This is a genomic window from Pantoea sp. sgz302252 (genome assembly GCF_042610525.1).
Classification (GTDB): domain Bacteria; phylum Pseudomonadota; class Gammaproteobacteria; order Enterobacterales; family Enterobacteriaceae; genus Erwinia.
Genome location: NZ_JBHDVM010000005.1, coordinates 156,421 through 180,859 on the forward strand (window position 1 = coordinate 156,421; position 24,439 = coordinate 180,859).

The window sequence follows — 24,439 nt, forward strand, 5'->3', positions numbered from 1 at the left end:
AAACCCTTTCGGAGAAATCGGGTGAAAATAGCGATTCTTTCCCGTGACGGCTCGCTCTACTCCTGTAAGCGGCTGCTGACGGCCGCGCAGGCGCGCGGCCACTGCGTCGAAGTTATAGATCCGCTTTCCTGCTACATGAATATCAATCCGGGTTCTTCTGCCATTCACTATCGTGGCAGACAGCTAAGCCATTACGACGCGGTTATTCCGCGTATTGGCCCGGCTATTACTTTTTACGGCACGGCGGTTTTGCGCCAGTTTGAAGTCTGTGGCAGCTATCCGCTAAACGAATCGGTGGCCATTACTCGCGCGCGCGACAAACTGCGTTCGCTGCAGCTTCTCGCCAGAGAGGGCGTTCCTATGCCCGTTACCGGCTTTGCCCACTCGCCGGACGATACCAGCGACCTGATTAAAATGGTTGGCGGCACGCCGCTGGTGGTCAAACTGGTGGAAGGCACGCAGGGCATCGGCGTGGTGCTCGCAGAAACGCGTCAGGCGGCGGAAAGCGTTATCGACGCCTTTCGCGGCCTGAACGCGCATATTCTGGTGCAGGAGTTTATCAAAGAGGCCGAAGGCAGAGATATTCGCTGTCTGGTGATTGGTGGCCGGGTTGTGGCGGCTATTGAGCGGCAGGCAAGGGAAGGGGACTTTCGCTCTAATCTGCACCGCGGCGGCAAAGCGCGTCGGGTGGAAATTACCGACAGCGAAAGAGAAATCGCCGTCAAAGCGGCGGCTACGCTGGGGCTGGACGTTGCCGGCGTTGATATTTTACGCGCAGCGCGCGGGCCGCTGGTTATGGAGGTCAACGCGTCACCGGGACTGGAAGGCATTGAAAAAACCACCGGAATGGATATCGCCGTCCAGATGATCGCCTGGATCGAACAGCAGGCAAAACCTGGTTTCTGTCTGAAAACCGGCGGTTGAGCGGATATTTCATCGACAATCGTGGTGTTTAGCAACGTTTTTACGTAAGCTAGGGCGCAATTTTAAGGCAGTCAGAGAGTAATTAAATGGATTCACTCGTCGTTCCCGATATCGATCTTTTACGACGTTGGCTGGATCAGCAAAGCATCACCTGGTTTGAGTGCGACTCCTGTCAGGCGCTTCACCTGCCGCATATGCAAAATTTCGACGGGGTGTTTGATGCCAAACTGGATCTGGTGGACAACGTTATCCTGTTTTCCGCCCTGGCAGAGGTTAAGCCAACCGCGCTGATCCCGCTGGTGGGCGATCTGTCGCAGATCAATGCCAGTTCGCTGACCGTCAAAGCTTTTGTAGATATTCAGGATGACAATCTGCCCAAGCTGATTGTTTGCCAGTCGCTAAGCGTCACGGCCGGGCTGACCTACGGCCAGTTCGTGCATTTTATGAAGCAAAGCGAAGAGCAGATCTCTATGGTGGTGATGGAGGCTTTTGCTAATCATCTGCTGATGGCAAGCGAAGAAGAAGAGCGCGGCGAGTTTATCGCTTCGCACTCTATGCTGCACTGATTTCCGCTAAAAATTCAGGGCCGATCGGCCCTGAATAATCTTTGTTTCCCGCCTTACGTCGTACCTCTACCTTTGTTTATGCTGCTTAAATAGCGTTTTTGCCAGATTTACTGCGGCTTTTTCCTCCTGACAGCTCGCCCCTGTAGAGTAAAACCAGACTAATATCGATAAATGGCGTTTTTTATCCGCAGCTATGGCCTGGCCTGAACAGTGGGGCTATCCTTGCGGCACCGCATATAACGCCTCGGCGGGTATAGGTTTTTTCTATTTAACAGCAGCTCTACATTTAGCGAAGATGGCGTGCGTCATATTAATCTCTGCTCAGGAGGATGGAAAACATGTTCAACCAGCGTAAAAAATGGTTGTCGGGCGCGGTTGCCGGCATGGTAATGGCGGTTTCCGCCGGATCGATAGCGGCGGATAAGACGCTGCATGTCTATAACTGGTCTGACTATATCGCGCCCAACACCGTGCCTGACTTTGAAAAGCAGAGCGGCATTAAGGTGGTGTACGATGTTTTCGACTCCAACGAGGTGCTGGAAGGCAAGCTGATGGCTGGCAGCACCGGCTATGATATCGTGGTGCCGTCCTCCAGTTTCCTGGCGCGGCAGCTGCAGTCCGGCGTATTCCAGCCGCTCGATAAGAGCAAGCTGCCGAACTACAAAAATCTCGATCCCGATCTGCTGAAAAAAGTCGAACAGCACGATCCGGGCAATAAATACGCTATTCCTTATCTGTGGGCCACGACCGGTATCGGCTATAACGTTGATAAGGTAAAAGCTGCGCTGGGCAAGGATGCGCCTGTCAACAGCTGGGATCTGGTGCTGAAGCCGGAAAACCTGGAAAAGCTGAAAAGCTGTGGCGTCTCCTTCCTGGACGCGCCGGAAGAGATCTTCGCTACCGTACTGAATTATCTGGGTAAAGATCCCAATAGCAGCGATGCTAAAGATTATTCCGGCGCGGCGACCGATCTGCTGCTGAAGCTGCGTCCGAGCATTCGCTACTTCCACTCTTCGCAGTACATCAACGATCTGGCCAACGGCAATACCTGTGTGGCTATCGGCTGGGCTGGCGACGTGTTGCAGGCGAAAAACCGCGCTGCCGCCGCTAAAAATGGCGTGAATATCGCCTATAGCATTCCTAAAGAGGGCGCGCTGGCGTTCTTCGATATGCTGGCTATTCCGAAAGATGCGAAGAATCTGGACGAGGCCTATCAGTTCCTGAATTACCTGATGGAACCGGCCGTGATGGCGAACATCTCCAATAAAATCTTTTACGCCAGCGGCAATAAAGCCTCGGTACCATTGGTGGATGAGGCCGTCCGCAATAACCCGGGGATTTACCCAACGCCGGAAACAATGGCTAAGTTGTTTGTGCTGAAAGTCCAGGATCCGAAACTCGATCGTGTGCGGACGCGGGCATGGACTAAAGTTAAAAGTGGCAAGTAGTTAAGGCCCGACTGACCATTACAGAGGCGTGCTCGCCTCTGTTTTCTTATACGGCAAGTCCGTTTTCACAGCGCCGGAGTGTAATGGAAGTGAACGACGCGATCCCACGCCCGCAAAAAAAAGTCAGCAAGGCCGTTACGCCGCTGCTGGAAATCCGCAATCTCACCAAGTCCTTTGACGGGCAGCACGCGGTTGACGATGTCAACCTGACTATTTATAAGGGCGAGATTTTCGCGCTGTTAGGCGCTTCCGGCTGCGGCAAGTCGACGCTGCTGCGTATGCTGGCTGGCTTTGAAACGCCAAGCGCCGGGCAGATTATGCTGGACGGCCAGGATCTCTCGCATGTGCCTCCCTATCAGCGGCCCGTGAACATGATGTTCCAGTCCTATGCATTGTTCCCACATATGACGGTGGAACAAAATATCGCCTTTGGCCTGAAGCAGGATAAGCTTTCCAAAGCGGAAATCACCGCCCGCGTTGCGGAAATGCTGGCGCTGGTACATATGGAAGAGTACGCGAAACGTAAGCCGCATCAGCTCTCTGGCGGGCAGCGGCAGCGGGTAGCGCTGGCTCGCAGCCTGGCGAAACGGCCTAAGCTGCTGCTGCTGGACGAACCGATGGGCGCGCTGGATAAAAAACTGCGCGACCGCATGCAGCTCGAAGTAGTGGATATCCTGGAGCGCGTCGGCGCTACCTGCGTAATGGTAACGCACGATCAGGAAGAGGCGATGACCATGGCTGGCCGCATCGCTATTATGAACCGCGGTAAATTTGTGCAGATTGGTGAGCCGGAAGAAATTTATGAGCACCCAACCACGCGCTACAGCGCGGAGTTTATCGGCTCGGTCAATCTTTTTGAAGGTCTGCTGCGCCAGCGCCAGCCGGATGGCCTGATTATTGACAGCCCGGGACTGATCCATCCACTGAAGGTGGATTCGGACGCTTCAATAGTAGACGGCGTGCCGGTGCACGTAGCCTTGCGCCCGGAAAAAGTAATGCTGTGCGAGCAGGTTCCAGCGGACGGCTGCAACTTCGCCGTTGGCGAGGTGGTGCACATCGCCTATTTAGGCGATCTCTCTATCTACCATGTGCGCCTGCATAGTGGGCAGATGATCAGCGCCCAATTGCAGAATGCTTTCCGCTTCCGCAAAGGCACACCGACATGGGGAGACGAAGTTCGTCTCTGCTGGGATACGGACAGCTGCGTCGTACTGACGCAGTAGCGGGAGGAATCAATGACGCAACGCGCAAGAAAACCCTCTGCCACACGTCCGGCTCTGCTGACCAGGCTTCGCTCAAGCCGTCAGCTGGTTATCGCGCTGCCTTACCTGTGGCTGGTACTGCTGTTCCTGCTGCCGTTTCTGATGGTGCTGAAAATCAGTTTTGCCGATATCGCCCGAGCGATACCGCCTTATACGGATCTGATGAGCTGGGCGGATGGTCAGCTGACGACAGTGATAAATTTTGGCAACTATCTGACGCTAACCGACGATCCGCTTTATCTTGACGCCTACCTGCATTCGCTTCAGGTTGCGGCTATTTCCACCGTCGCCTGCCTGGTTATCGGCTATCCGCTGGCGTGGGCCGTGGCCCACAGCTCGCCTTCGACCCGCAATATCCTGCTGCTGCTGGTGATCCTGCCCTCCTGGACCTCCTTTTTGGTGCGCGTTTACGCCTGGATGGGTATTCTTAACGAAAACGGCGTGCTGAACCGCTTTTTGCTGTGGACAGGCGTGATCGACCATCCTCTGGCGATCCTCTATACCAATCTGGCGGTTTATATCGGCATCATTTACTGCTATCTGCCTTTTATGGTGCTGCCGATCTATACAGCGCTGACGCGTATCGACTACTCGCTGGTGGAGGCTTCGCTGGATCTGGGCGCAACGCCGCTGAAAACCTTTTTCAGCGTGGTGGTGCCGCTGACCAAAGGCGGCATTATTGCCGGCTCTATGCTGGTCTTTATCCCCGCCGTTGGCGAATACGTTATTCCGGAACTGCTCGGCGGCCCGGACAGCATTATGATCGGCCGCGTACTCTGGCAGGAATTCTTTAACAACCGCGACTGGCCGGTGGCTTCGGCGCTGGCTGTGATTATTTTGTTGATCCTGATCGTGCCGATTATCTGGTTCCATAAACATCAGAATAAAACGCCGGAGGAAAAAGCATGAGCGCTTTGCCGACCGTGCGCTCGCCGTGGCGCATCGCAATCCTGATCTTCTGTTTCTTTTTCCTCTACGCGCCTATGGCGCTGCTGGTGGTCTATTCCTTTAACTCATCCCAGCTGGCCGCATGGGAGAGTTTTTCACTGCACTGGTACAAAGTCCTGTTCCATGATGGCGCGATGATTAGTGCGGTGACGCTTAGCCTGACCATCGCCGCCTTGTCGGCAACAGCGGCGGTCATTCTGGGGACTATCGCTGCGGTGGTTATTGTGCGATTCGGCCGTTTTAAAGGATCGACCGGTTTCGCCTTTATGCTAACCGCGCCGCTGGTTATGCCAGACGTGATAACCGGTTTGTCGCTGCTATTGCTGTTTGTAGCGATGGGCAATACTTTTGGCTGGCCTGGCGATCGCGGCATGCTGACTATCTGGCTGGCGCACGTCACTTTTTGTACTGCCTATGTGGCTGTAGTGATTAATTCGCGGCTGCGCGAGCTGGATCGCTCAATCGAGGAAGCGGCAATGGATCTGGGCGCTACGCCGCTCAAGGTATTTTTTGTTATTACCGTGCCGATGATTGCGCCCGCTATTGTGACCGGCTGGCTACTGGCCTTTACGCTCTCGCTGGATGATCTGGTTATTGCCAGCTTCGTCACCGGGCCGGGCGCTACCACGCTGCCGATGCAAATTTTCGCGACGGTGCGGCGAGGGATTAACCCGGAAATTAATGCGCTGGCTTCGCTTATTTTGTTTGTAGTAGGGCTGGTTGGCTTTGTGGCATGGCGCTTTATGGCACATGAAGAGAAACAGCGGATCCGCGATGCGCAGCGCGCGCGAGGCGGACATTAAAGAGTAAACAGGCGGCGGCTAAGCCGCCTGTTGCTTTTCAGGCTATCCCAAAACTTTAATTACGCAGGTTTTAAATATTTTGACGCCGACCGGCAGCGCATTCAGATCGAAACGCATTTCGGGATGGTGCAGGCCCGGCGTCAGGCCTGTACCCAACCCCCAAAAACCCGCTTTTATCGCCGGGCGCTGTACGGCATAGTGGAAAAAGTCTTCGCTGCCCGGCGTTGAGCGTACCGGCATCAGCGCTGCTTCGCCCAGCACTTCTTTAATCGATTCCGCCACCAGCGCGGTCATCTCGTCATCGATCTCCGCTGCGGGCATCGCTTTCAGCACTTCAATCTCCGCGGTTGCGCCATAGGCGGCGGCGCTTTGCGTGATAGCCCGTTCTACCCGGCTTTGCAGCAGCGTCATCTCTTCGTTTTCCGCCGCGCGAAGATCGAACACTACACGAGCGACATCGGGCACCGAATTAGTGACGCCCGCATCGCACAAAAAGCGGGTAGCTTTGGCGCTCCAGCTTGTACCCGGCGCCATATGAACAGCGTTGACTGCCTGCACGGCGCTGACCGCTGCATCCAGGGCATTGACGCCCAGATGAGGCCGGGCGGCATGAGCAGTCTGCCCGCCGATCGTTGCTTCGATAGTGAGACAGGCTGAATAATACATAGCGGGGATCGCAGTGCCTACGGCGCACTCTTCCGCCGGACGAAGATGGAATCCCAACAGCATATCCACGTCATCAACTGCGCCGCCATCTACCATCGCCAGCGCGCCAGTGCCTAACTCTTCCGCCGGTTGAAAAATCAGCTTCAGGCGACCTTTTTTTATCGCCTTTTCCGCTATCAGCTCCTGAGCGGCGGTCAGTACCACCGATGAATGGGCATCGTGCCCACAGGTATGGCGCGCGCAGGCTTCGCCGTTGATTACGTGGCCAAGCGCATCCATATCGGCGCGCAGCGCCAGCGTTGGCCCCGGCTTGCCGCTGTCAAGCAGGGCGACGATGCCGGTTGTGCCGTTGACGTTTTCTGTTACCTGAAAACCGGCGGCCTTAAGCTGCTGGCTCAGGTAAGCGGAAGTTTTAAACTCCTGAAAGCCCAGCTCAGGAATTTCATGCAGGTAAGCGTAGTGCTCCAAAACTTTTAACACGGTCGATTCTCCCTTTTAAAATCAGGCGATAAGACGCATCGCCAGCATGGCGATAACGGCATTGATAACGCTGGTGAGCATCAGCAGCGGCCAGTACTTTTTCGGCACGTCGGCTACACCCAGCAGGCGACCCATATATTGCAACTGCGATCCCATCAGAAAGATGGCAGGCGCCAGGATGGTGATATCGGCGCCGATCAGCACGCCTTTCGCCAGCAGGCTCACTGCTACGCCGGTTCCGGCAGAAGAAGAGAGCCAGGCGGTCAGCAGCACTGTCACCGCTTCGCCCGGCAGGCCAAACAGACCCATTACCGGCGCAAATACCTTGCCGATAAAGGCCATGATGCCCAGCAGATTGAGCATTTCGGCAATTACATAGGCCATGATCACATTAGGCATCAGGTTGTGAATGGCGATATGAAACCCTTTGCGCGCGCCGACAACGAAAATATCGAAAGGATTGCCGGAAACGGCGACCTGCGGACTATTTTTCATGCTGAAAATCCTGCTTATAGAAGGCGGTTAATACCAGGCGCACCAGGGCAGCGCCAACAAATTTGAGAACAAACATCAGCAGTAGCGGCACCAGCACAGGCACAGAAAGCGAGACAAACAGCGCCGAGCCGATTGCGAAATAGTTATTGATCAGGCCCGCGCCGGAATATTGCCAGGCAGCCATAATGACCACGTCCTTTTTGCTGATTTGCTTCTCATCGTGCAGCTCTTTGGTCAGCGCCGCGCCCGCGTCAGTACTTTGCAAATCGGTGATTAGCGCCAGGCCACAGCGGCCGGGAATGCCGAGCAAGGGTTTCAGCAGCGGCGTAAGCAGCTGATGGGCGGCGCGGATTGCGCCATAGTGGGTGAAAATTTCCAGCAGGCCCAGCGCCAACATCACCGTAGGCACCAGAGAAAGGGCGAACAGAAATCCGGCTTTGGCGCCGGTACCGCCTTCGCCAAGAAAAGTCGCGTGCGCCGCATCTTTGATGGCGCCGAATTTGCCGCCGAGGGTGGTGAAATCAAAAGCGCCCAGCCATTTAGCGCCCGCCACGTTTAAAAACAGGCCGGAGAAGAAAAGGATCGCCACTATCAGGGACAGGTAAGCGCCCAGGCCGGGCGACCAGCGCTGGCGCTCTTTTGCCGATTCATTACTCATGGTTAAGCTCCCTGAATTTTCAGTAATAAGAGAATAAAAACGCGGGCAGTGGCAAGAGTTCATAATCTGGACTAAACATAAATTGCTGCCGTTGCAATTGAAACTAAGCAGATATCGTGCCAGGACGGCGCTTCAGAATAAATTTACAGCTGTGCCGCGCTTTTTTGTTTCTCGCTAAAGACAGCAACCAGCGAATTTTTCCCGAGGACAAAGGAAGAGAGGGCGCATGCACCAAAATAGAGCGTTGACGGGAGGAAACCATGTCTGAGGTGCTGAAACAGGAGAGTTTATCGGCTTCCGATATTCCCGTGCCGGTAATGACGGCGGCCATCGCTATCATTATGACACGCTGTTCAGGCATTCTGCTGGAAGTCCATGAAATGGGCATGGCAGGGGTGATGAGTTTCGTTCATCTTACGGCGCAAAGCTGGAGCGCCACGCTGATTTTTATCGCCAGCCAGCTGCTCTTTTTCACTGAGCTGCGCTGCGCGCTCGCATTGCTGCAAGGCCGTAGCTGGGGCCGCAGGGGCTACGTCTTCACGCAGATTATTGTCAGCTTTTATCTATTGATTGCCGCTGCAGGCTGGATTACCCCAGAAATATTTAATCTCAATGGCGATACGGGCCATCTGTTAGCCTCGCAAAAGCTGCCCGATGTGCTGGTATTGCTGCTGCTTTTCGTTCCTGCCAGCAGCCGGGAATTTTTTCGGCAGCGCTGAAGCCGGAGTGATACAATCCCCGCCCGCTTTGGTTTTACGAGATTTCACATGCACTGCGCCCTTTATGATGCCGATCGCTGCCGCTCCTGCCAGTGGCTGGATCGCCCCTATCCGCAACAGCTTGCCCAAAAAGAATCCTTGCTGCATCAGCTCCTGTCGGAGCAGGCGGTAAGCGAGTGGCTGCCGCCTGTCGCTTCGGCACAGCAGGGCTTTCGCAATAAAGCGAAAATGGTGGTTAGCGGCAGCGTGGAGCGTCCCGTTTTGGGCATCGTACATCCTGATGGCGCGCCGGTAGATCTCTGTGATTGCCCGCTTTATCCTGACAGCTTTGCGCAAGTATTTGCCCGGCTTAAACCCTTTATCGCCCGCGCTGGCCTGACGCCTTATAACGTGGCGCGCAAACGCGGTGAACTGAAGTTTATTCTGCTGACAGAGAGCAGCCGAAGCGGAGAACTGATGCTGCGCTTTGTGCTGCGCTCAAAAGAGAAGCTGGCCCAATTACGCAAGGCGCTGCCTGTTTTACAAGATCAGCTGCCTCAGCTCAGGGTGATATCCGCAAATATTCAGCCGGTGCATATGGCAATTCTGGAGGGTGAAGAAGAGATCCCGCTGACGGAAAACCAGGCGCTGGCTGAACAGCTCAACGATGTGCCGCTCTGGATCCGACCGCAAAGTTTCTTTCAGACCAATCCCCGGGTAGCCGCGTCGCTGTATGCCACGGCAAGAGCCTGGGTGGGCGAGCTGGACATTCACAGCATGTGGGATCTTTTCTGCGGCGTGGGCGGCTTTGGCTTACATTGCGCCACGCCTGAAATGACCCTGACCGGCATTGAAATCAATGCGGAAGCAATCGCCTGCGCCAAACGCTCGGCGGCAAAGATGGGGCTGGAAAAAGTCAGTTTCGCCGCGCTGGACTCGACGGCTTTCGCCACCAGCAAAGGCAGCACGCCCGATCTTGTACTGGTTAATCCGCCGCGCCGCGGCATTGGCGCAGCGCTGTGCGACTATCTGAGCCAAATGGCGCCGCCGTATATTCTTTATTCCAGCTGCAATGCGCAGACGATGGCCAGCGATATCGCCCGCCTGAGTGATTACGCGGTAGTAAAAGTGCAGCTATTTGATATGTTCCCGCATACCGCGCACAGCGAAGTTCTGACGCTGTTACGGCATCTCTGACTCTGCGGGAAGCGTGGCGGCATCACCGAACCAGCGCAGCTTAAGCTTTTGCAGGGTGCCGTCACTTTCCAGACTTTGTAGCGCTTCGTTAAGCTGGTTTAGCAAAGCGTCATCGCCTTTGCGTACCGCAATACCCAACCCCGCGCCGAAATAGCGGTTCTCTTTTATTGGCTCGCCCACGCGGGCCAGTTGCGGATTGGCTTTTAGCATCGCCAGCATAGAGGGCGTTTCGCCGAAAATAGCGTCCAGCCTGGCGTTGCGAATATCCAGCAGCGCATTTTGATAGCTGTCATAGGTGACGGTAACGATATCCGGCCATGTAGCCTGTAGCCAGGATTGCAGCGTAGTGGCGTTGGCTACGCCAACACGTTTGCCGCGCAGCTGTTCAAAAGAGACATAATGATTTTTGACGGCGATCGCCATTGCAGAACTATCCAGATAAGGGCGAGTAAAGCTCGCCACTTCCTGGCGTTCTTCGGTAATGTCCAGCCCGGAAATCACCGCATCGTAGCGATTGAACTTCAGAGAAGGCAGCAGCCGGTCAAAATCGTTATTGGTAAAAAGGCACTGCCGACGCAGTTTTTCGCACAGGGCATTGGCAAGATCGATATCAAAGCCCACCATCTGGTGCCCGGCATTCAGATAGACGAAGGGAGGATAGGTCGCCGAGGCGGCAAAACGAACCGGGCCGCTGGCCAGCGCGCTGGCGGCTACGCCGACAAGAAGAAAAACGCAAATCCTGAGCATAAATCCGGCCCTTGCGTGAATAGTATCAGGGTAGTATGCAGGCTGGGGCGATGAGGTTATCTGCTGATTAACAGGCGATTGCAGGCTGTTTTTGAACGAATGCCGATAGCGGGCGCCATCGGCATCCGGTTTTAGCTACGGCGCTCGAAGGCCAGCGCCCGCCGCTCAATCAGCCGCATCAGTAGCGTCAGCAGGCCGTTTACACAAAGGTAGATTACGCCCGCTGCGGCAAAAACCGTCACATCGTAAGTGCGTCCGTAAAGCTGCTGACCGTGGCCCATCACTTCCATTAGCGTAATAGTGTAGGCCAGCGAGGTACTTTTAAACACCAGCACTACCTCGTTGGAATAAGAGGATAGGGCGCGTTTAAAAGCGTACGGCAGCAGGATACGCAGCGTATCTTTGCGATTCATACCCAGCGCGGCGCAGGATTGCCACTGACCGCCAGGTATAGCTTTTACCGCGCCGTGGAAAAGCTGCGTAGTGTAGGCCGCGCTGTTAAGCGACAGAGCCAGCAGCGCGCAGAGCCACGGCTGCGAAAGCCAGTCCCACAGCCATGGGATCGCCTGAATTGAAGGAAACTGGCCCGGGCCGTAATAGATCAGGAAAATCTGCACCAGCAGCGGCGTACCGGTAAATAACGTAATATAGCCGCGTACAAGCTGACGCAGTACCGCTACTCTCAACGCCAGAATCACCGTAAACAGCAGTGAAAGCAGCAGCGCCAGCAGTAGCGAAGCCACCGTTAGCGTCAGGCTGGTATGTAGCCCCTGCAGCAGATCGGGTAAATAGCTCAGCATCAGTTATGCCCCCGCTCAAAACGGGTCGTACGCGCTTCAATATGCTTAAGCACCTGCTGGCTTAACAGCGTAATCACCAGATAAATAGCGGCCGCAATCATATACCAGGTAAAAGGTTCCTGAGTGCGCGCGGCGATGCTTTTGGTTTGCAGCATGATGTCATTGACGCTAATCAACGAAACCAGTGCCGTATCCTTTAGCAACACCAGCCACTGGTTCCCTAAACCTGGCAGCGCATGGCGCCACATCTGCGGCAGGATCAGGCGGAAGAAAATCGCAGAGGTTTTCATTCCCAGCGCCTGGCCTGATTCCCACTGTCCTTGCGGAACCGCTTTCAGCGCGCCGCGCAGCGTTTGTGAAGCGTAAGAGGAGTAAAGCACCGACAGCGCGATAACGCCGCAGAGAAAAGGACTGACGTCGAAGTTCTCAATGGTCATTTGCACCGGCAGCGTCATAAAACCGAGGTGTAGCGTAAAGCCGTCGGAAAGCGTCAGTAATAGCTGTGAAGCGCCGAAATAAACAAACAGCACCACCAGAATTTCCGGCAGGCCGCGAAACAGCGTGACCAGCGCGGTGCCGAGCCAGGCCACTGGTCGCCAGCGTGCAGATTCCCAGACCGCAAAAATCATCGCCAGCACCAGGCCTGCGGCCAGCGCAGAAACGGCAAGGCCGACGGTCATCCCGGCGGCGCTTGCAAGAGGATAAAGTTCGTTCATTCCGTTATTGCTGGAACCATTTGCTGTAGATGGTTTTATAGGTGCCGTCAGCTTTGACTTTATCCAGCGCGGCATTGAATTTGCTCTGCAGTTCGGTATTGCCCTGGCGAACGGCGATGCCCAGGCCCGTGCCGAAGTAGGCCTTATCGGTGACCTTCTCGCCCACTGGTGCCAGCGCGGCGTTCTGCTTCAGCCACTCGTTCACTACCGCGGTGTCACCGAAAACAGCGTCGATGCGGCCGTTTTTCAGATCCAGAATAGCGTTTTGGTAGCTGTCATAAGGCACGGTTTTAACATCGGTACGCTTTTCAGTCAGGTACTTCTGGTGCGTGGTGCCATTTTGTACGCCGACGCGTTTGCCTTTTAGCGCGGCTACATCAGCGACTTTGCCTTTCTGCGCGATAAACAGGGCGGAGTTATCGTAATAGGCTTTGGTAAACAGCACCTGTTTTTCACGTTCTGGCGTAATATCCATACCGGCCATCACCGCATCAAAACGGCGGAATTTCAGGCTCGGGATCAGGCTGTCGAAAGCCTGATTAGTAAAGGTGCAGGTCGCGTCCATCTCTTTACACAGCGCGTTAGCCAGATCGACATCAAAGCCCTGAATCTTGTTATCGGAATCGACAAACTCAAAAGGAGGATAGGAAGCTTCGGTAGCAAAACGAAGCGTCTGCGCGGCGCTTGCGCCCAGGCTTACGCTGGCTAACAGCGCGGCAAGTACGATTTTTTTCATCATTATGTCCTGCATCAGTGCGAAAGATAGTTAGCAAACGCTTCGGTTTGCGGCTGTGTGAAGCGGCTGGCGTCACCCTGTTCCACGATATAGCCGTTTTCCATATAGACGACGCGGCTGGCCGTTTTACGCGCCACCTCGACCTCGTGGGTGACGATCACCTGAGTGATATTGGTTTCAGAAAGTTCCTGAATAATCGACACGATCTGCGCAGTGATTTCCGGATCCAGCGCCGCCGTCGGCTCATCAAACAGCAGCACGGCCGGTTCCATCATTAAAGCTCTGGCAATAGCTACGCGCTGCTGCTGGCCGCCGGAAAGATGCAGGGGAAAACGATCGGCAAAGCTCGTCAGCCGCAAACGCTGCAGCAGCTTTTCCGCACGCGCCAGCGCCCGATCTTTGCTCAGGCCCAGCACGCGGCAGGGCGCTTCGATCAGATTTTGCATCACCGTCAGATGAGGCCAGAGATTATATTGCTGAAACACCATGCCGACGTTCTGGCGCAGTTCGCGGATAGCGGCGTCGCCCGGCGCTTTGCTGAAATCAAAGTGATGACCGGCAATGCCCAGAGTCCCGGAGCGCGGCATCTCCAGCAGGTTAAGCACGCGCAGCAGCGAGCTCTTGCCGGCGCCGCTTGGGCCGAGCAGAACCAGCGTTTCGCCCTCCGGGCACGCCAGCTCTATGTCAAAAAGCGCCTGATGGGCGCCGTAGAAGCAGTTTACAGCGTTAAGTTGAATACTCATGCGCAAAAAGTGAATAGCAATTAGTTCCGCGAATCTTAACGTTGACGGCATAGTTATGCAATCAGCGCGGCGGAAAATTCGCTTATGTAAGGAAGTTAACTTCAAGGCTAGCACAAAATGAGGGTAATCGAATGAAAAACCGGCAGGGGCGTGCCGTTCTGAAACGGCACGCGGGCTAAGCTATCGCAGCAGACGCTGGCTAAGCGAGCCGCCTTCTATATGAGGCGCGGCGCCGAGGTAGCGGACATCATCTATAGCCCAGCAGGTACCTTCGTGGATCATCAGCACTTCGTCCTGCCACGTTTGCGGTTTATCGCCGTCACGGCTTAGCTTAACGCGTAGTGGAATATTGTGCGCGTCCCGGTTAGGGATGGCGGAAGCATCCGCAACGCTCGCCGAAGTAGCGCCCGTGGCCTGGCTGGAGAAAATATCGCCGCTCAAAGCAGCCTCTTTTTGCGGATCGCTGCTGGCTTTCAGCAAGGTCTGGTAGAGCCTGTCGCTGAGATAAGGACGGTATTTGGCCAGCTGCGTCGAATCCGGCAGGCCCTGAGCAGGCTGCTCAACACGGAGATCGTAAAACGCCTGAGCGACAGAATCCGGGCCGCCTTCCGCGCAGGGAGAGGTGCGGCTGCCATTATCCTTATAGACAGGTTGTACCGTGGTACAGGCGCTGAGCAGCAGCGCCAGCGGAGCCAGAGCGGCAAGCTGTAACTTCATCTTGATTTCCTTATGGTTTCTGGATGGCGTTTTTTAGCATAAAGTATAGCTGCTCTGCCTGGCGATAAGAGCTAAAACCCGATATTCGTGTTCAAGGAGAAGCTAATGCAGTTTTCAACTACCCCAACGCTGGAAGGACAACCTATCACCGCCTACTGCGGCGTGGTTACTGGCGAAGCGATTTTAGGCGCTAATATTTTCCGCGACTTTTTCGCCGGTATCCGCGATATCGTCGGCGGCCGTTCTGGCGCTTACGAGAAAGAGCTGCGTAAAGCGCGTCAGATAGCGTTTGCCGAGCTGGAAGAACAGGCGAAAGCGCTGGGCGCGGATGCCGTGGTCGGCATTGATATCGATTACGAAACGGTTGGCAAGGATAGCAGCATGTTGATGGTTAGCGTCAGCGGCACCGCTGTTAAAACACGCCGCTAATGCGTTTGCTGCTGATCGTGGCGGCGGCGTTAGCACTAAGCGCCTGCAGCGCCGGATTGGATAAAATGGATGGCTACGTGGTGGATACACGGCATGCCGCTTACGGCGCTCGTCCGCGTGTCAAAGTGCTGGTCATTCATTATACCGCCGAAGATTTTCCCAGCTCGCTGGCCACGTTGACCGACCAGGAAGTCAGTGCGCATTATCTGATCCCTGCTACACCGCCCCTATACAGCAAGCAACCGACGGTGCTGCGGCTGGTGCCGGAATCAGAACTGGCATGGCATGCTGGCATCAGCTTCTGGCGCGGGGCAACAAGGCTCAACGATACCTCTGTTGGCATTGAGCTGGAAAATCCGGGCTATCACCGCACGGCAGACGGCCGCGTCTGGTACCCGTTTTCCACCGCGCAAATGCAAGCGCTAAGACCGCTAATGCGGGATATTGTTTTTCGTTACAACATACAACCACAGGACATTGTCGGACACAGCGATATCGCGCCGCAGCGCAAGCAGGATCCCGGGCCACTGTTTCCCTGGCACTGGCTCTACCAGCAAGGGATCGGCGCCTGGCCGAATGCCGATCGCGTGCGTTACTATCTGGCGGGCAGAGCGCCTGAACAGCTGACAGATGCCGCTTATCTGCTACAGCTGCTGGCACGCTATGGCTACGAGGTGACATCAACCATGACCACTAAGCAGCAGCAGCGGGTAATTGCCGCGTTTCAGATGCACTTTCGTCCGGCTAATTACAGTGGAATTGCAGATGCGGAAAGCGAGGCTATCGCCGCCGCGCTGCTTGAGAAATATATTCCGAACTGAAGCTTGCCTGGCTGGCTAAAAAAAGCTTTCTGGAGGTCCGCCTCCGGGCCGCCTGGGGATCCTTAGCCAGGCGGTACGGTAATAACACTCCTGTTAAGCGTCAGGATGGGCTGTCAGAAAAGCCTTCCATTCCGCAACCACTTTTTCCAGCGCATGGCGATCCACATCCAGGTGCGTTACCAGACGCGTTACGGCGCCGGTATGCAGAACAATACCTTTATCATGCATCCAGGCTTTAAGCGGCGCGCTCTGGTTTTCCGGCAGCCGCACAAAAACCATATTGGTATTCTGGCTGGAAACCTGTACGCCAGCTGCTTTTAGCTGCGCTGCCAGCCACGCGGCATTATCGTGGTCTTCCTGTAGCCGCGCCACGTTGTGCTCAAGCGCATAAAGACCCGCAGCGGCCAGGATCCCTGACTGGCGCATCGCGCCGCCGGTCATTTTGCGCCAGCGTTTCGCGCGTTCAATATACTCTTTGCTGCCGCATAGCAGCGAACCAACGGGCGCGCCCAGCCCTTTTGACAGGCAGATAGTCAGCGTATCGCAATACTGAGTTAAATCGCGCAGCGATACGCCCAGCGCTACTACCGCATTGAAGATACGGGCACCGTCGACATGCAGCGCCAGTTTATGTTTGCGTGTAAATTCCCATGCTTCTTTCAGGTAGCTCAGCGGCAGCACTTTACCATTATGGGTATTTTCCAGGCTTAGCAGTTTGGTTATCGCGAAATGGAAATCGTCCGGCTTTATAAATTGTTCGACTACGTCCAGCGGCAGCGTGCCGTCTTTTTCCGCCAGAATCGGTTGAGGCTGGATACTGCCGAGCACGGCCGCGCCTCCGGCTTCATATTTGTAGTTATGCGCCAGTTGGCCGACAATGTACTCTTCGCCGCGCTGGCAGTGGCAAAGCAATGCTACCAGGTTAGCCTGGGTTCCTGTTGGCAGAAACAGTGCCGCTTCTTTGCCGCTGAGTTCGGCCGCTCTGGCCTCCAGCGCGTTGACCGTAGGATCGTCGCCGTAGACATCATCGCCGGTTTCAGCGGACATCATCGCTGACAGCATAGCTTCTGAAGGGCGGGTTACCGTATCACTGCGTAAATCGATCACTTTGCGCTCCTTAAATGGCAAAACGGACGCCGCAGCGTCCGTAACATTAGCTCTTGCAAAGTTTTACCGCAGCCAGTTGGTTTTAGCCAGCTCGACAACTTCGTTACCGCGGCCGTTGATCAGCGCGCGCAGCATATAAAGGCTGAAGCCTTTGGCCTGCTCCAGTTTTATTTCCGGCGGCATTACCAGCTCTTCGCTGGCGGTGATCACATCCAGCAATACCGGGCCATCGTGCGCCAGCATTTCCTGAATGGCGTGGTTCAGCTCGGAAGCGCGTTCGACGCGAATCCCTTTAACGCCGCAGGCTTTTGCAATATCGGCAAAGGCGGGATTATGCAGTTCGGTGCCGTCGGTCAGATAGCCGCCAGACTGCATCTCCATTGCCACAAAACCCAGCGAACTGTTGTTGAACACCACCAGTTTCACCGGCAAGTTAAGCTGCGCAACGGTAAGAAAATCGCCCATCAGCATCGAGAAGCCGCCGTCGCCGCACATGGCGATAACCTGGCGTTGCTTATCAATCGACTGCGCGCCCAGCGCCTGCGGCATTGCATTAGCCATTGAACCGTGATTGAAAGAGCCCAGCAGGCGGCGCCTGCCGTTCATTTTCAGATAGCGCGCTGCCCAAACGGTTGGCGTGCCAACATCGCAGGTAAAAATCGCATCGTCGCTGGCCAGCTCGCTTAGCTGCTGAGCCAGATATTGCGGGTGGATCGCCTGCTTGTCGTTGGCCGTCGCCAGATCGTCCAGATCTTTTCTTGCTTCCTGATAATGCTTCAGCGCTTTATCAAGGAAACGCCTGTCCTGCTTCACTTCCAGTTTCGGCAACAGCGCGCACAGGGCGGCTCTGACATCGCCAACCAGCGCCATATCGACATGGCAATGGGAACCGATACTGCCAGGATCGATATCGATCTGAATAATTTTGGCGTCGGTAGGGTAAAAAGCCCGGTAAGGGAAGCGTGTTCCCAGCAGCAGCACCGTATCGGCATTCATCATCGCGTGAAAACCGGACGAAAAACCAATCAGACCGGTCATACCCACATCGTAAGGATTATCGTACTCGATGTGCTCTTTGCCTCGCAGCGCGTGGACGATGGGCGCCTTCAGCGTTTCCGCTAACTGCACCACTTCATCATGCGCGCCTGCACAGCCATAGCCGCACATCAGCGTGATTTTTTTCGACTCCTGAAGCAGCTGCGCCAGCTTGTCCAGTTCGCCTGACGGCGGCTGAACAATTGGGAACTGTGGCGGATACCAGTCGGCGCTGGCGCCTTCAGGCGCGGGCTGCAATGCGATATCGCCGGGAATAACGACCACAGAGACGCCTTTGTTGATGATGGCTTTGCGCATAGCGATGCCGAGCACCTGCGGTAGCTGCTCGGGATTAGAGACCAGTTCGCAGTAATGGCTGCATTCTTTAAACAGCTCCTGAGGATGCGTTTCCTGAAAATAGCCGCTGCCGATCTCGCTGGAAGGAATATGGGCGGCAATAGCCAGCACAGGTACATTGTTGCGGTGGCAATCATACAGGCCGTTAATTAAATGCAGGTTGCCGGGCCCGCAGGAACCGGCGCAGACGGCGAGATTGCCGCTGATCTGCGCTTCCGCTCCGGCGGCGAATGCGGCGACCTCTTCATGGCGGGTCGGCATCCATTCAATGGTGCCCATACGGTTCAGGCTGTCGCTCAGCCCGTTAAGCGAGTCCCCGGTTACGCCCCAAATGCGTTTTACGCCGGCGTTTTCAAGCGTTTTCGCCACCAGTGCGGCTAGCGTTTGCTTCATCTCTGGCTCCTTTATAAGTTTAATGAGTCATCGTCCCGATGGCAGGATGATCTTCAGCAAAAAGCATAGTCGAGGCTGGATAAATAAGAGGGCAGGAAAGCGCGAAGGTGGGTTTCGCGCTTGTTTAATCTGTAAAAGGTTTTATCAGACGGGCTGGCGCAGCAACGTTGCTAAATCCTTTTCTGGCGTCGAAATGGCGCGCAGGCCGAATTCGTTTTCCAGCAGCGTCAGCAGGTTCTCGCTCAGAAATGCAGGCGCTGTCGGGCCGGTATAAATATTTTTAACGCCCAGCGACAGCAGCGTGAGCAGCACCGCAATCGCTTTTTGTTCAAACCAGGAAAGCACCAGCGATAAAGGGAGATCGTTTACGCCGCAGCCTAGCTTTTCCGCCAGCCTGACCGCCAGCATAATAGCCGCATAGCTGTCATTACACTGCCCTACGTCAAGTAAACGAGGCAGCGCGTCAAGCGTGCCAAAATCCAGCTTGTTGAAACGATATTTTCCGCAGCCCAGCGTCAGGATCAGGCAGTCTTTTGGTACAGCCGTTGCCAGCTCCGTGAAATAGCTACGCTGCGCACGGTTGCCGTCACAGCCACCAATCAGAAAAACATGCCTTAGCTGCCCCTGTGCCACAAGATCGAGCAGAGCGTCAGTGGTATCAAGCAATGTTTGTCGGCCAAAACCCACATTGATAACGTGCGGGATCTCGCTATGGATAAAACCCGGCATTGCCTGTGCCTGGGCGATTACCGCTGAGAAATCATCGTCAGCCAGATGAGCGACGCCGGGCCAGCCGACAATGCTGCGAGTCCAGATGCGCTGCTGATAATCGCCCCGGAAAGGGTCAATGATACAGTTGGAGGTCATCACTATCGGGCCAGGAAAAGCGGCAAATTCCTTCTGTTGATTTTGCCAGCCGCTGCCGTAATTGCCCGCCAGATGCGGGTGTTTTTTTAACTGTGGATAGCCATGAGCGGGCAGCATCTCGCCATGGGTGTAAATATTGATGCCGCTGCCTGCCGTTTGCTCTAACAGCAGCTGTAAATCCCGCAAATCGTGTCCGGAAATTAAAATTGCTTTTCCCGCAACCGGCTTAGTGTTGACCGCAACAGGCTGTGGGATGCCATAAACGGCGGTTTGCGCCTCTTCCAGCATCGCCATCACTGCGAAATTCATTTTGCCAATTCGCATCGCCGCCGCCAGCAGCTCGCTGGTTTCTTCCGGCTGCGTGCCCAGCCAGGCCATAATTTGATGAAATTGCAGATAGAGATCGTTGTCGTAGCGGCCATAAACGTGGGCATGTTCCATATAAGCCGCCACGCCTTTCAGGCCATAAAGGCACAGCAGGCGCAGACCGATAACATCTTCAGCAGCTTCTCCGCGATTAGGACGCCAGGCATGCGCCTGCTGCTGCATAGCTTCTTCATCAGCCAGAATAACTTCCGGCATAGTCTGGGTTTGCACTTTGCAGCAGGCTTTTAGCTGCTCGCGGTACTTTATGGCCTGCTGCGTTAAAGCCAAAATGCGTCTTGAATCGAAATTCACGTTAGTTAAGGTGGCGAACAGCGCCTTTGGCGTGAAACTATCAATCTCGTGCAGAATAATGTTTTCATTACGGGCTGCTACAGCCCAGGCGGAAAGATTTTGTAAGGCAGCGATAAGCAGATCCTGGCGATCTGACGTCTGCGCTAATTTTCCACAGGCGCCTTGCGTGCCGGTACAGCCGTTGCCGGTAGTCCGGCGCTGAGTTTGTTCGCACTGAACGCAAAACATAGCCTTGCTCCTTTAAAGATGCATTAAGAATGCAACATTAATCCTGAACAGGCTGAACGTCTTAATTAAGTGCAAACGGATTGATTTAACGCAAATTTGCCACAGGTCGAGGGAAAGCAGGGCACTTTTTTAGCAATAAGCAGCCTGTAACGGAAAGAGGGCGCGAGTTAATTTTGCCTGATTCCGTCTTGAAAAATGACAGAACGCCGCCACTTTACTAGTGTTGGTAAAAGTTGCCCATAAAAATGCCAGCGACACTGGCTGGCATTTTACTGCAAGGTTGGTCAGAATGAGTAGTCTGGCGGTCAGGCAGTAATAGCCACCGCCGCGGCGGCATCAACGGGAACGATAAGGCTGGCATGATTGCCTTTTGGCCCCTGATGCACATCAAACTGAACCTGCTGCCCGGCTTTCAGCGTTCTGTAGCCATCCATCTGGATAGTGGAGTAGTGAGCAAAGATATCTTCGCCGCCACCAGCCGGACAGATAAAGCCGAAGCCTTTGGCATTGTTGAACCATTTAACAGTACCCGTCTCCATGCTTTTGGATCCCTCGCAAGACGTTCAAATGGGTGAGATAACGAGGCGTGAGCCTTCGGGCTGGTTAAAACACATCCAGCATACGCCTGTACTCTAGAGAAATCGTACCAGGCGTCAAGCGAATGAAGGTCGAATACGGCGACGAAATCATTAAAATTTGAGGCAGTTAACGCTATTGCCAATTTTGTGATAGAGGTCGCGTAGTTGTAGATTGCGGCAAAAATTCATCCGCTTCGGACAGCATTCTGAGCGTGCTAAACTTACCCTTAGTGATGTTAGTCTGGCGCAGGCGGGCAACGTTTTCATATTGGGTATATATGGGAAACACTAACGATTGGCTTAATTTTGAACACCTTGCAGATGACAAACTTCGTGAAGGCCTCAAGCCACCTTCGATGTATAAAGTTATTCTGAATAATGACGATTATACACCTATGGAATTTGTTATTGACGTGCTGCAAAAGTTCTTTTCTTATGATGTAGAACGTGCAACGCAACTGATGTTGACGGTTCACTATCAGGGAAAAGCGATCTGTGGTGTTTTCACTGCGGAAGTGGCAGAGACCAAGGTCGCGCATATCAATAAATATGCGAGGGAGAACCAACATCCGTTGCTGTGTACGCTGGAAAAAGCCTGAATAAGGCGATCTATTGGGGGAGGTGCCTATGCTCAATCAAGAACTGGAACTCAGTTTAAACATGGCTTTCGCCAGAGCGCGCGAGCACCGTCATGAGTTTATGACCGTCGAGCACTTGCTGCTGGCATTGCTCAGTAATCCATCGGCCAGAGAGGCACTGGAAGCCTGCACGGTCGATATTGCGGCGCTGCGGCAGGAACTCGAAGCCTTCATTGAACAAACGACCCCGGTGCTGCCGGTCAGCGAAGAAGAGCGCGACACACAGCCTACGCTCAGCTTCCAGCGTGTTCTGCAGCGCGCCGTTTTCCACGTGCAGTCATCCGGTCGCAGCGAAGTCGCAGGCGCCAACGTGCTGGTCGCTATTTTTAGCGAGCAGGAGTCGCAGGCTGCCTATCTGCTGCGCAAACATGAAGTCAGCCGTCTCGACGTGGTGAATTTTATTTCTCACGGCACGCGTAAAGATGAGCCGGGTCCGGCTTCATCAGGCGCAGAAAATCCGGTTAACGAAGAGCAAGCAGGCGGGGAGGAACGTATGGAAAACTTCACCACCAATCTTAATCAGCTTGCTCGCGTAGGCGGTATCGATCCGCTGATCGGGCGGGATAAAGAGCTGGAACGCACCATTCAGGTACTTTGCCGTCGCCGGAAGAACAATCCGCTGCTGGTGGGTGAGTCCGGTGTGGGTAAAACCGCCATTGCGGAAGGGCTTGCCTGGCGTATCGTGCAGGGCGATGTACCGGAAGTGATGAAAGATGCCACCATCTATTCGCTGGATATCGGCTCGCTTTTGGCCGGCACCAAATACCGCGGCGACTTTGAAAAGCGCTTTAAGGCGCTGCTGAAACAGCTCGAGCAGGACAACAGCAGCATTCTGTTTATCGATGAGATCCATACTATCATCGGTGCAGGCGCCGCTTCTGGTGGCCAGGTCGATGCTGCTAACCTGATTAAGCCGCTGCTTTCCAGCGGGAAAATCCGCGTGATGGGTTCTACCACCTATCAGGAATTCAGCAATATCTTTGAGAAAGATCGCGCGCTGGCGAGACGTTTCCAAAAAATCGATATTACCGAGCCTTCGGTAGACGAAACGGTGCAGATCCTGAACGGCCTGAAGCCGAAGTACGAAGCGCACCACGACGTTCGCTATACCGCGAAAGCGGTGCGGGCAGCAGTTGAGCTGGCGGTGAAGTATATCAACGATCGCCATCTGCCAGATAAGGCAATTGACGTTATTGACGAAGCCGGTGCGCGGGCGCGGCTGCTGCCAGCGAGCAAACGCAAGAAAACGGTTAACGTAGCGGATATCGAATCCGTAGTCGCTCGTATTGCGCGTATTCCTGAGAAGAGCGTTTCCGCGACCGATCGCGACACGCTGAAAACCCTGGGCGATCGCCTGAAAATGCTGGTGTTTGGTCAGGATAATGCAATCGAAGCCCTGACCGAGGCGATCAAAATGAGCCGCGCTGGACTGGGTCAGGATCGTAAACCTGTTGGTTCCTTCCTGTTTGCCGGCCCGACGGGCGTCGGTAAAACAGAGGTTACCGTCCAGCTGGCGAAAGCGCTGGGTATTGAGCTACTGCGTTTCGATATGTCGGAATATATGGAGCGCCACACCGTCAGCCGCCTTATTGGTGCGCCTCCGGGCTATGTTGGTTTCGATCAGGGCGGGCTGCTAACGGATGCGGTAATTAAACATCCGCACGCCGTGGTACTGCTTGATGAAATCGAAAAAGCGCATCCGGACGTATTTAACCTGCTGCTGCAGGTGATGGATAATGGCATGCTGACCGATAACAATGGGCGTAAAGCCGATTTCCGCAACGTAGTGCTGGTGATGACCACCAACGCAGGCGTGCGTGAAACCGAGCGTAAGTCTATTGGCCTGATTCAGCAGGATAACAGCACCGATGCCATGGAAGAGATCAAAAAGATCTTTACGCCAGAATTCCGTAACCGTCTCGACAACATTATCTGGTTCAAACACCTCGACAGCGTGGTGATCCATCAGGTAGTAGACAAGTTTATTGTCGAACTGCAGGCGCAGCTGGATGCGAAAGGCGTTTCGCTGGAAGTCAGCGACGAAGCGCGCAACTGGCTGGCGGAAAAAGGCTACGACAAGGCTATGGGCGCGCGGCCGATGGCGCGTACCGTGCAGGAAAACCTGAAAAAACCGCTGGCGAACGAGCTGCTGTTCGGCTCGCTGGTAGATGGCGGATCGGTTTCGGTGGCGCTCGATAAAGAGAAGAACCAGCTGACCTACCACTTCCTGAGCGCAGAGAAGCGTAAAGCGGAAGGCACGGTTCACTAAGCGTAGAAAAAACTAAAGGCCGAAGATTCTTCGGCCTTTTTTTACTCGCGCGGCGCATCTGGCGCCAGCAGCAATAGTAAAGTCGGTTAGCGGATACGGAAGGTGATACGACCTTTGTTCAGATCGTATGGCGTCAGTTCTACGGTAACCTGGTCGCCCGTTGAGATACGGATGTAGTTTTTACGTATCTTTCCGGAGATATGTGCAGTAATAATGTGTCCGTTTTCCAGCTCAACACGGTACATAGTGTTAGGCAACGAATCCACTATCTTACCCTGCATTTCAATATTATCTTCTTTGGCCATCAAATCCTCTGGGTGTTATAACCTTTGTCTCGAATCAGCGAATAATGCCGATTTAAGAACGCTATGTAAAGAATTGCTGATGATTCCACCAGCGTCGGCCTCCCTGCGGCACAAGCAGCGCAGCGAAACG

At 54.6% G+C, this 24,439-nt stretch carries 26 protein-coding genes; 12 read left to right on the top strand and 14 right to left on the bottom strand.

Going from position 1 to position 24,439, the window contains the following annotated elements; all coding sequences use genetic code 11:
* Positions 1-21 precede the first annotated feature (21 nt).
* From rimK to potI, 6 genes are all read left to right on the top strand, one after another.
* Positions 22-924, top strand: a complete 903-nt coding sequence (rimK, locus tag ACETPC_RS11135; protein WP_380181352.1) for a 30S ribosomal protein S6--L-glutamate ligase — start codon at positions 22-24, stop codon at positions 922-924.
* Positions 925-1,010: 86 nt separating this feature from the next.
* Positions 1,011-1,490: a YbjN domain-containing protein gene (locus tag ACETPC_RS11140; RefSeq protein ID WP_380181354.1), complete on the top strand. Its 480-nt coding sequence runs from the start codon at positions 1,011-1,013 to the stop codon at positions 1,488-1,490.
* A 338-nt stretch (positions 1,491-1,828) separates the two neighbouring features.
* Complete coding sequence (gene potF / locus ACETPC_RS11145) at positions 1,829-2,938, top strand: spermidine/putrescine ABC transporter substrate-binding protein PotF (protein WP_380181736.1); 1,110 nt, start codon at positions 1,829-1,831, stop codon at positions 2,936-2,938.
* An 89-nt stretch (positions 2,939-3,027) separates the two neighbouring features.
* On the top strand, positions 3,028-4,161 hold the full coding sequence (potG, locus tag ACETPC_RS11150) for a putrescine ABC transporter ATP-binding subunit PotG (RefSeq protein ID WP_380181738.1): 1,134 nt from the start codon (positions 3,028-3,030) through the stop codon (positions 4,159-4,161).
* 12 nt (positions 4,162-4,173) lie between these two features.
* Positions 4,174-5,109, top strand: coding sequence for a putrescine ABC transporter permease PotH (gene potH, locus ACETPC_RS11155; protein ID WP_380181356.1), 936 nt, complete (start codon positions 4,174-4,176; stop codon positions 5,107-5,109).
* Positions 5,106-5,951 (top strand): putrescine ABC transporter permease PotI, encoded by an 846-nt coding sequence (gene potI / locus ACETPC_RS11160; RefSeq protein ID WP_380181358.1) that lies wholly within the window; start codon positions 5,106-5,108, stop codon positions 5,949-5,951. Before potH ends, potI begins: the two co-directional genes overlap by 4 nt.
* Positions 5,952-5,993: 42 nt before the next feature.
* On the opposite strand, the gene ACETPC_RS11165 is transcribed toward potI, so the two are convergent.
* From ACETPC_RS11165 to ACETPC_RS11175, 3 genes are read right to left on the bottom strand one after another with little or no spacing between them, the layout of a single operon-like run.
* Entirely contained in the window at positions 5,994-7,097 is a 1,104-nt protein-coding gene (locus tag ACETPC_RS11165; RefSeq protein ID WP_380181360.1) for a M20 peptidase aminoacylase family protein, read from the bottom strand.
* Positions 7,098-7,118: 21 nt separating this feature from the next.
* On the bottom strand, positions 7,119-7,592 hold the full coding sequence (locus tag ACETPC_RS11170) for a YjiG family protein (RefSeq protein WP_380181362.1): 474 nt from the start codon (positions 7,590-7,592) through the stop codon (positions 7,119-7,121).
* Positions 7,582-8,250, bottom strand: a complete 669-nt coding sequence (locus ACETPC_RS11175) for a nucleoside recognition domain-containing protein (RefSeq protein ID WP_380181364.1) — start codon at positions 8,248-8,250, stop codon at positions 7,582-7,584. The genes ACETPC_RS11170 and ACETPC_RS11175 overlap by 11 nt, the downstream gene beginning before the upstream one ends.
* Positions 8,251-8,510: 260 nt before the next feature.
* Between ACETPC_RS11175 and ACETPC_RS11180 the strand changes: the two genes are divergently transcribed.
* On the top strand, positions 8,511-8,969 hold the full coding sequence (locus ACETPC_RS11180; RefSeq protein WP_380181366.1) for a YbjO family protein: 459 nt from the start codon (positions 8,511-8,513) through the stop codon (positions 8,967-8,969).
* Between the two features lie 48 nt (positions 8,970-9,017).
* Complete coding sequence (rlmC, locus tag ACETPC_RS11185) at positions 9,018-10,145, top strand: 23S rRNA (uracil(747)-C(5))-methyltransferase RlmC (RefSeq protein WP_380181368.1); 1,128 nt, start codon at positions 9,018-9,020, stop codon at positions 10,143-10,145.
* On the opposite strand, the gene ACETPC_RS11190 is transcribed toward rlmC, so the two are convergent.
* The 6 genes from ACETPC_RS11190 to ACETPC_RS11215 all read right to left on the bottom strand — a co-directional run bounded on the left by ACETPC_RS11190 (position 10,131) and on the right by ACETPC_RS11215 (position 14,604).
* The gene (locus ACETPC_RS11190) at positions 10,131-10,892 is read right to left on the bottom strand and encodes a transporter substrate-binding domain-containing protein (protein ID WP_380181370.1); all 762 of its coding nucleotides are present in this window, start codon (positions 10,890-10,892) and stop codon (positions 10,131-10,133) included. The genes rlmC and ACETPC_RS11190 overlap by 15 nt on opposite strands.
* A gap of 131 nt (positions 10,893-11,023) precedes the next feature.
* Positions 11,024-11,692: an arginine ABC transporter permease ArtM gene (gene artM, locus ACETPC_RS11195; RefSeq protein ID WP_380181372.1), complete on the bottom strand. Its 669-nt coding sequence runs from the start codon at positions 11,690-11,692 to the stop codon at positions 11,024-11,026.
* Positions 11,692-12,408 carry an arginine ABC transporter permease ArtQ gene (gene artQ / locus ACETPC_RS11200; protein ID WP_380181374.1) on the bottom strand — a complete coding sequence of 239 codons (717 nt, stop codon included), beginning with the start codon at positions 12,406-12,408 and terminating at the stop codon, positions 11,692-11,694. Before artQ ends, artM begins: the two co-directional genes overlap by 1 nt.
* Before the next feature lie 4 nt (positions 12,409-12,412).
* Positions 12,413-13,144 carry an arginine ABC transporter substrate-binding protein gene (gene artJ / locus ACETPC_RS11205; protein WP_380181740.1) on the bottom strand — a complete coding sequence of 244 codons (732 nt, stop codon included), beginning with the start codon at positions 13,142-13,144 and terminating at the stop codon, positions 12,413-12,415.
* Between the two features lie 14 nt (positions 13,145-13,158).
* Positions 13,159-13,887: an arginine ABC transporter ATP-binding protein ArtP gene (artP, locus tag ACETPC_RS11210; protein ID WP_380181376.1), complete on the bottom strand. Its 729-nt coding sequence runs from the start codon at positions 13,885-13,887 to the stop codon at positions 13,159-13,161.
* 180 nt (positions 13,888-14,067) lie between these two features.
* On the bottom strand, positions 14,068-14,604 hold the full coding sequence (locus tag ACETPC_RS11215; RefSeq protein WP_380181377.1) for a lipoprotein: 537 nt from the start codon (positions 14,602-14,604) through the stop codon (positions 14,068-14,070).
* A gap of 105 nt (positions 14,605-14,709) precedes the next feature.
* Here ACETPC_RS11215 and ACETPC_RS11220 point away from each other — a divergent pair, with 105 nt between their 5' ends.
* Together ACETPC_RS11220 and ACETPC_RS11225 are read left to right on the top strand one after the other, a co-directional pair.
* The gene (locus ACETPC_RS11220; RefSeq protein WP_380181379.1) at positions 14,710-15,033 is read left to right on the top strand and encodes a heavy metal-binding domain-containing protein; all 324 of its coding nucleotides are present in this window, start codon (positions 14,710-14,712) and stop codon (positions 15,031-15,033) included.
* Positions 15,034-15,098: 65 nt separating this feature from the next.
* Positions 15,099-15,854, top strand: a complete 756-nt coding sequence (locus tag ACETPC_RS11225; RefSeq protein ID WP_380181742.1) for an N-acetylmuramoyl-L-alanine amidase — start codon at positions 15,099-15,101, stop codon at positions 15,852-15,854.
* 93 nt (positions 15,855-15,947) lie between these two features.
* Here the strand turns inward: ACETPC_RS11225 and ltaE are convergent, their stop codons facing one another.
* From ltaE to cspD, 4 genes are all read right to left on the bottom strand, one after another.
* Positions 15,948-16,961 (bottom strand): low-specificity L-threonine aldolase, encoded by a 1,014-nt coding sequence (gene ltaE, locus ACETPC_RS11230; RefSeq protein ID WP_380181380.1) that lies wholly within the window; start codon positions 16,959-16,961, stop codon positions 15,948-15,950.
* 63 nt (positions 16,962-17,024) lie between these two features.
* Positions 17,025-18,746: a ubiquinone-dependent pyruvate dehydrogenase gene (gene poxB / locus ACETPC_RS11235; RefSeq protein WP_380181382.1), complete on the bottom strand. Its 1,722-nt coding sequence runs from the start codon at positions 18,744-18,746 to the stop codon at positions 17,025-17,027.
* A 144-nt stretch (positions 18,747-18,890) separates the two neighbouring features.
* Positions 18,891-20,519 (bottom strand): hydroxylamine reductase, encoded by a 1,629-nt coding sequence (hcp, locus tag ACETPC_RS11240; protein ID WP_380181384.1) that lies wholly within the window; start codon positions 20,517-20,519, stop codon positions 18,891-18,893.
* 305 nt (positions 20,520-20,824) lie between these two features.
* Positions 20,825-21,058, bottom strand: coding sequence for a cold shock-like protein CspD (gene cspD, locus ACETPC_RS11245; RefSeq protein WP_380181386.1), 234 nt, complete (start codon positions 21,056-21,058; stop codon positions 20,825-20,827).
* A 317-nt stretch (positions 21,059-21,375) separates the two neighbouring features.
* Here cspD and clpS point away from each other — a divergent pair, with 317 nt between their 5' ends.
* Positions 21,376-21,696, top strand: coding sequence for an ATP-dependent Clp protease adapter ClpS (gene clpS, locus ACETPC_RS11250; protein WP_380181388.1), 321 nt, complete (start codon positions 21,376-21,378; stop codon positions 21,694-21,696).
* A gap of 28 nt (positions 21,697-21,724) precedes the next feature.
* Entirely contained in the window at positions 21,725-24,004 is a 2,280-nt protein-coding gene (gene clpA, locus ACETPC_RS11255; RefSeq protein ID WP_380181390.1) for an ATP-dependent Clp protease ATP-binding subunit ClpA, read from the top strand.
* Between the two features lie 86 nt (positions 24,005-24,090).
* Here clpA and infA read toward each other — a convergent pair whose 3' ends face one another.
* Complete coding sequence (infA, locus tag ACETPC_RS11260) at positions 24,091-24,309, bottom strand: translation initiation factor IF-1 (protein WP_336141080.1); 219 nt, start codon at positions 24,307-24,309, stop codon at positions 24,091-24,093.
* Between the last annotated feature and the right edge of the window lie 130 nt (positions 24,310-24,439).

Coding starts and splice junctions, on each gene's coding strand:
- artQ (WP_380181374.1), bottom strand. CDS start 12,408: ATGAACGAACTTTATCCTCTTGCAAGCGCCGCCGGGATGACCGTCGGC.
- infA (WP_336141080.1), bottom strand. CDS start 24,309: ATGGCCAAAGAAGATAATATTGAAATGCAGGGTAAGATAGTGGATTCG.
- clpS (WP_380181388.1), top strand. CDS start 21,376: ATGGGAAACACTAACGATTGGCTTAATTTTGAACACCTTGCAGATGAC.
- artJ (WP_380181740.1), bottom strand. CDS start 13,144: ATGAAAAAAATCGTACTTGCCGCGCTGTTAGCCAGCGTAAGCCTGGGC.
- ACETPC_RS11190 (WP_380181370.1), bottom strand. CDS start 10,892: ATGCTCAGGATTTGCGTTTTTCTTCTTGTCGGCGTAGCCGCCAGCGCG.
- ACETPC_RS11140 (WP_380181354.1), top strand. CDS start 1,011: ATGGATTCACTCGTCGTTCCCGATATCGATCTTTTACGACGTTGGCTG.
- potH (WP_380181356.1), top strand. CDS start 4,174: ATGACGCAACGCGCAAGAAAACCCTCTGCCACACGTCCGGCTCTGCTG.
- ACETPC_RS11170 (WP_380181362.1), bottom strand. CDS start 7,592: ATGAAAAATAGTCCGCAGGTCGCCGTTTCCGGCAATCCTTTCGATATT.
- ACETPC_RS11175 (WP_380181364.1), bottom strand. CDS start 8,250: ATGAGTAATGAATCGGCAAAAGAGCGCCAGCGCTGGTCGCCCGGCCTG.
- ACETPC_RS11180 (WP_380181366.1), top strand. CDS start 8,511: ATGTCTGAGGTGCTGAAACAGGAGAGTTTATCGGCTTCCGATATTCCC.
- cspD (WP_380181386.1), bottom strand. CDS start 21,058: ATGGAGACGGGTACTGTTAAATGGTTCAACAATGCCAAAGGCTTCGGC.
- artP (WP_380181376.1), bottom strand. CDS start 13,887: ATGAGTATTCAACTTAACGCTGTAAACTGCTTCTACGGCGCCCATCAG.
- ACETPC_RS11225 (WP_380181742.1), top strand. CDS start 15,099: ATGGATGGCTACGTGGTGGATACACGGCATGCCGCTTACGGCGCTCGT.
- clpA (WP_380181390.1), top strand. CDS start 21,725: ATGCTCAATCAAGAACTGGAACTCAGTTTAAACATGGCTTTCGCCAGA.
- rlmC (WP_380181368.1), top strand. CDS start 9,018: ATGCACTGCGCCCTTTATGATGCCGATCGCTGCCGCTCCTGCCAGTGG.
- ACETPC_RS11220 (WP_380181379.1), top strand. CDS start 14,710: ATGCAGTTTTCAACTACCCCAACGCTGGAAGGACAACCTATCACCGCC.
- artM (WP_380181372.1), bottom strand. CDS start 11,692: ATGCTGAGCTATTTACCCGATCTGCTGCAGGGGCTACATACCAGCCTG.
- potF (WP_380181736.1), top strand. CDS start 1,829: ATGTTCAACCAGCGTAAAAAATGGTTGTCGGGCGCGGTTGCCGGCATG.
- hcp (WP_380181384.1), bottom strand. CDS start 20,519: ATGTTTTGCGTTCAGTGCGAACAAACTCAGCGCCGGACTACCGGCAAC.
- poxB (WP_380181382.1), bottom strand. CDS start 18,746: ATGAAGCAAACGCTAGCCGCACTGGTGGCGAAAACGCTTGAAAACGCC.
- ACETPC_RS11215 (WP_380181377.1), bottom strand. CDS start 14,604: ATGAAGTTACAGCTTGCCGCTCTGGCTCCGCTGGCGCTGCTGCTCAGC.
- potI (WP_380181358.1), top strand. CDS start 5,106: ATGAGCGCTTTGCCGACCGTGCGCTCGCCGTGGCGCATCGCAATCCTG.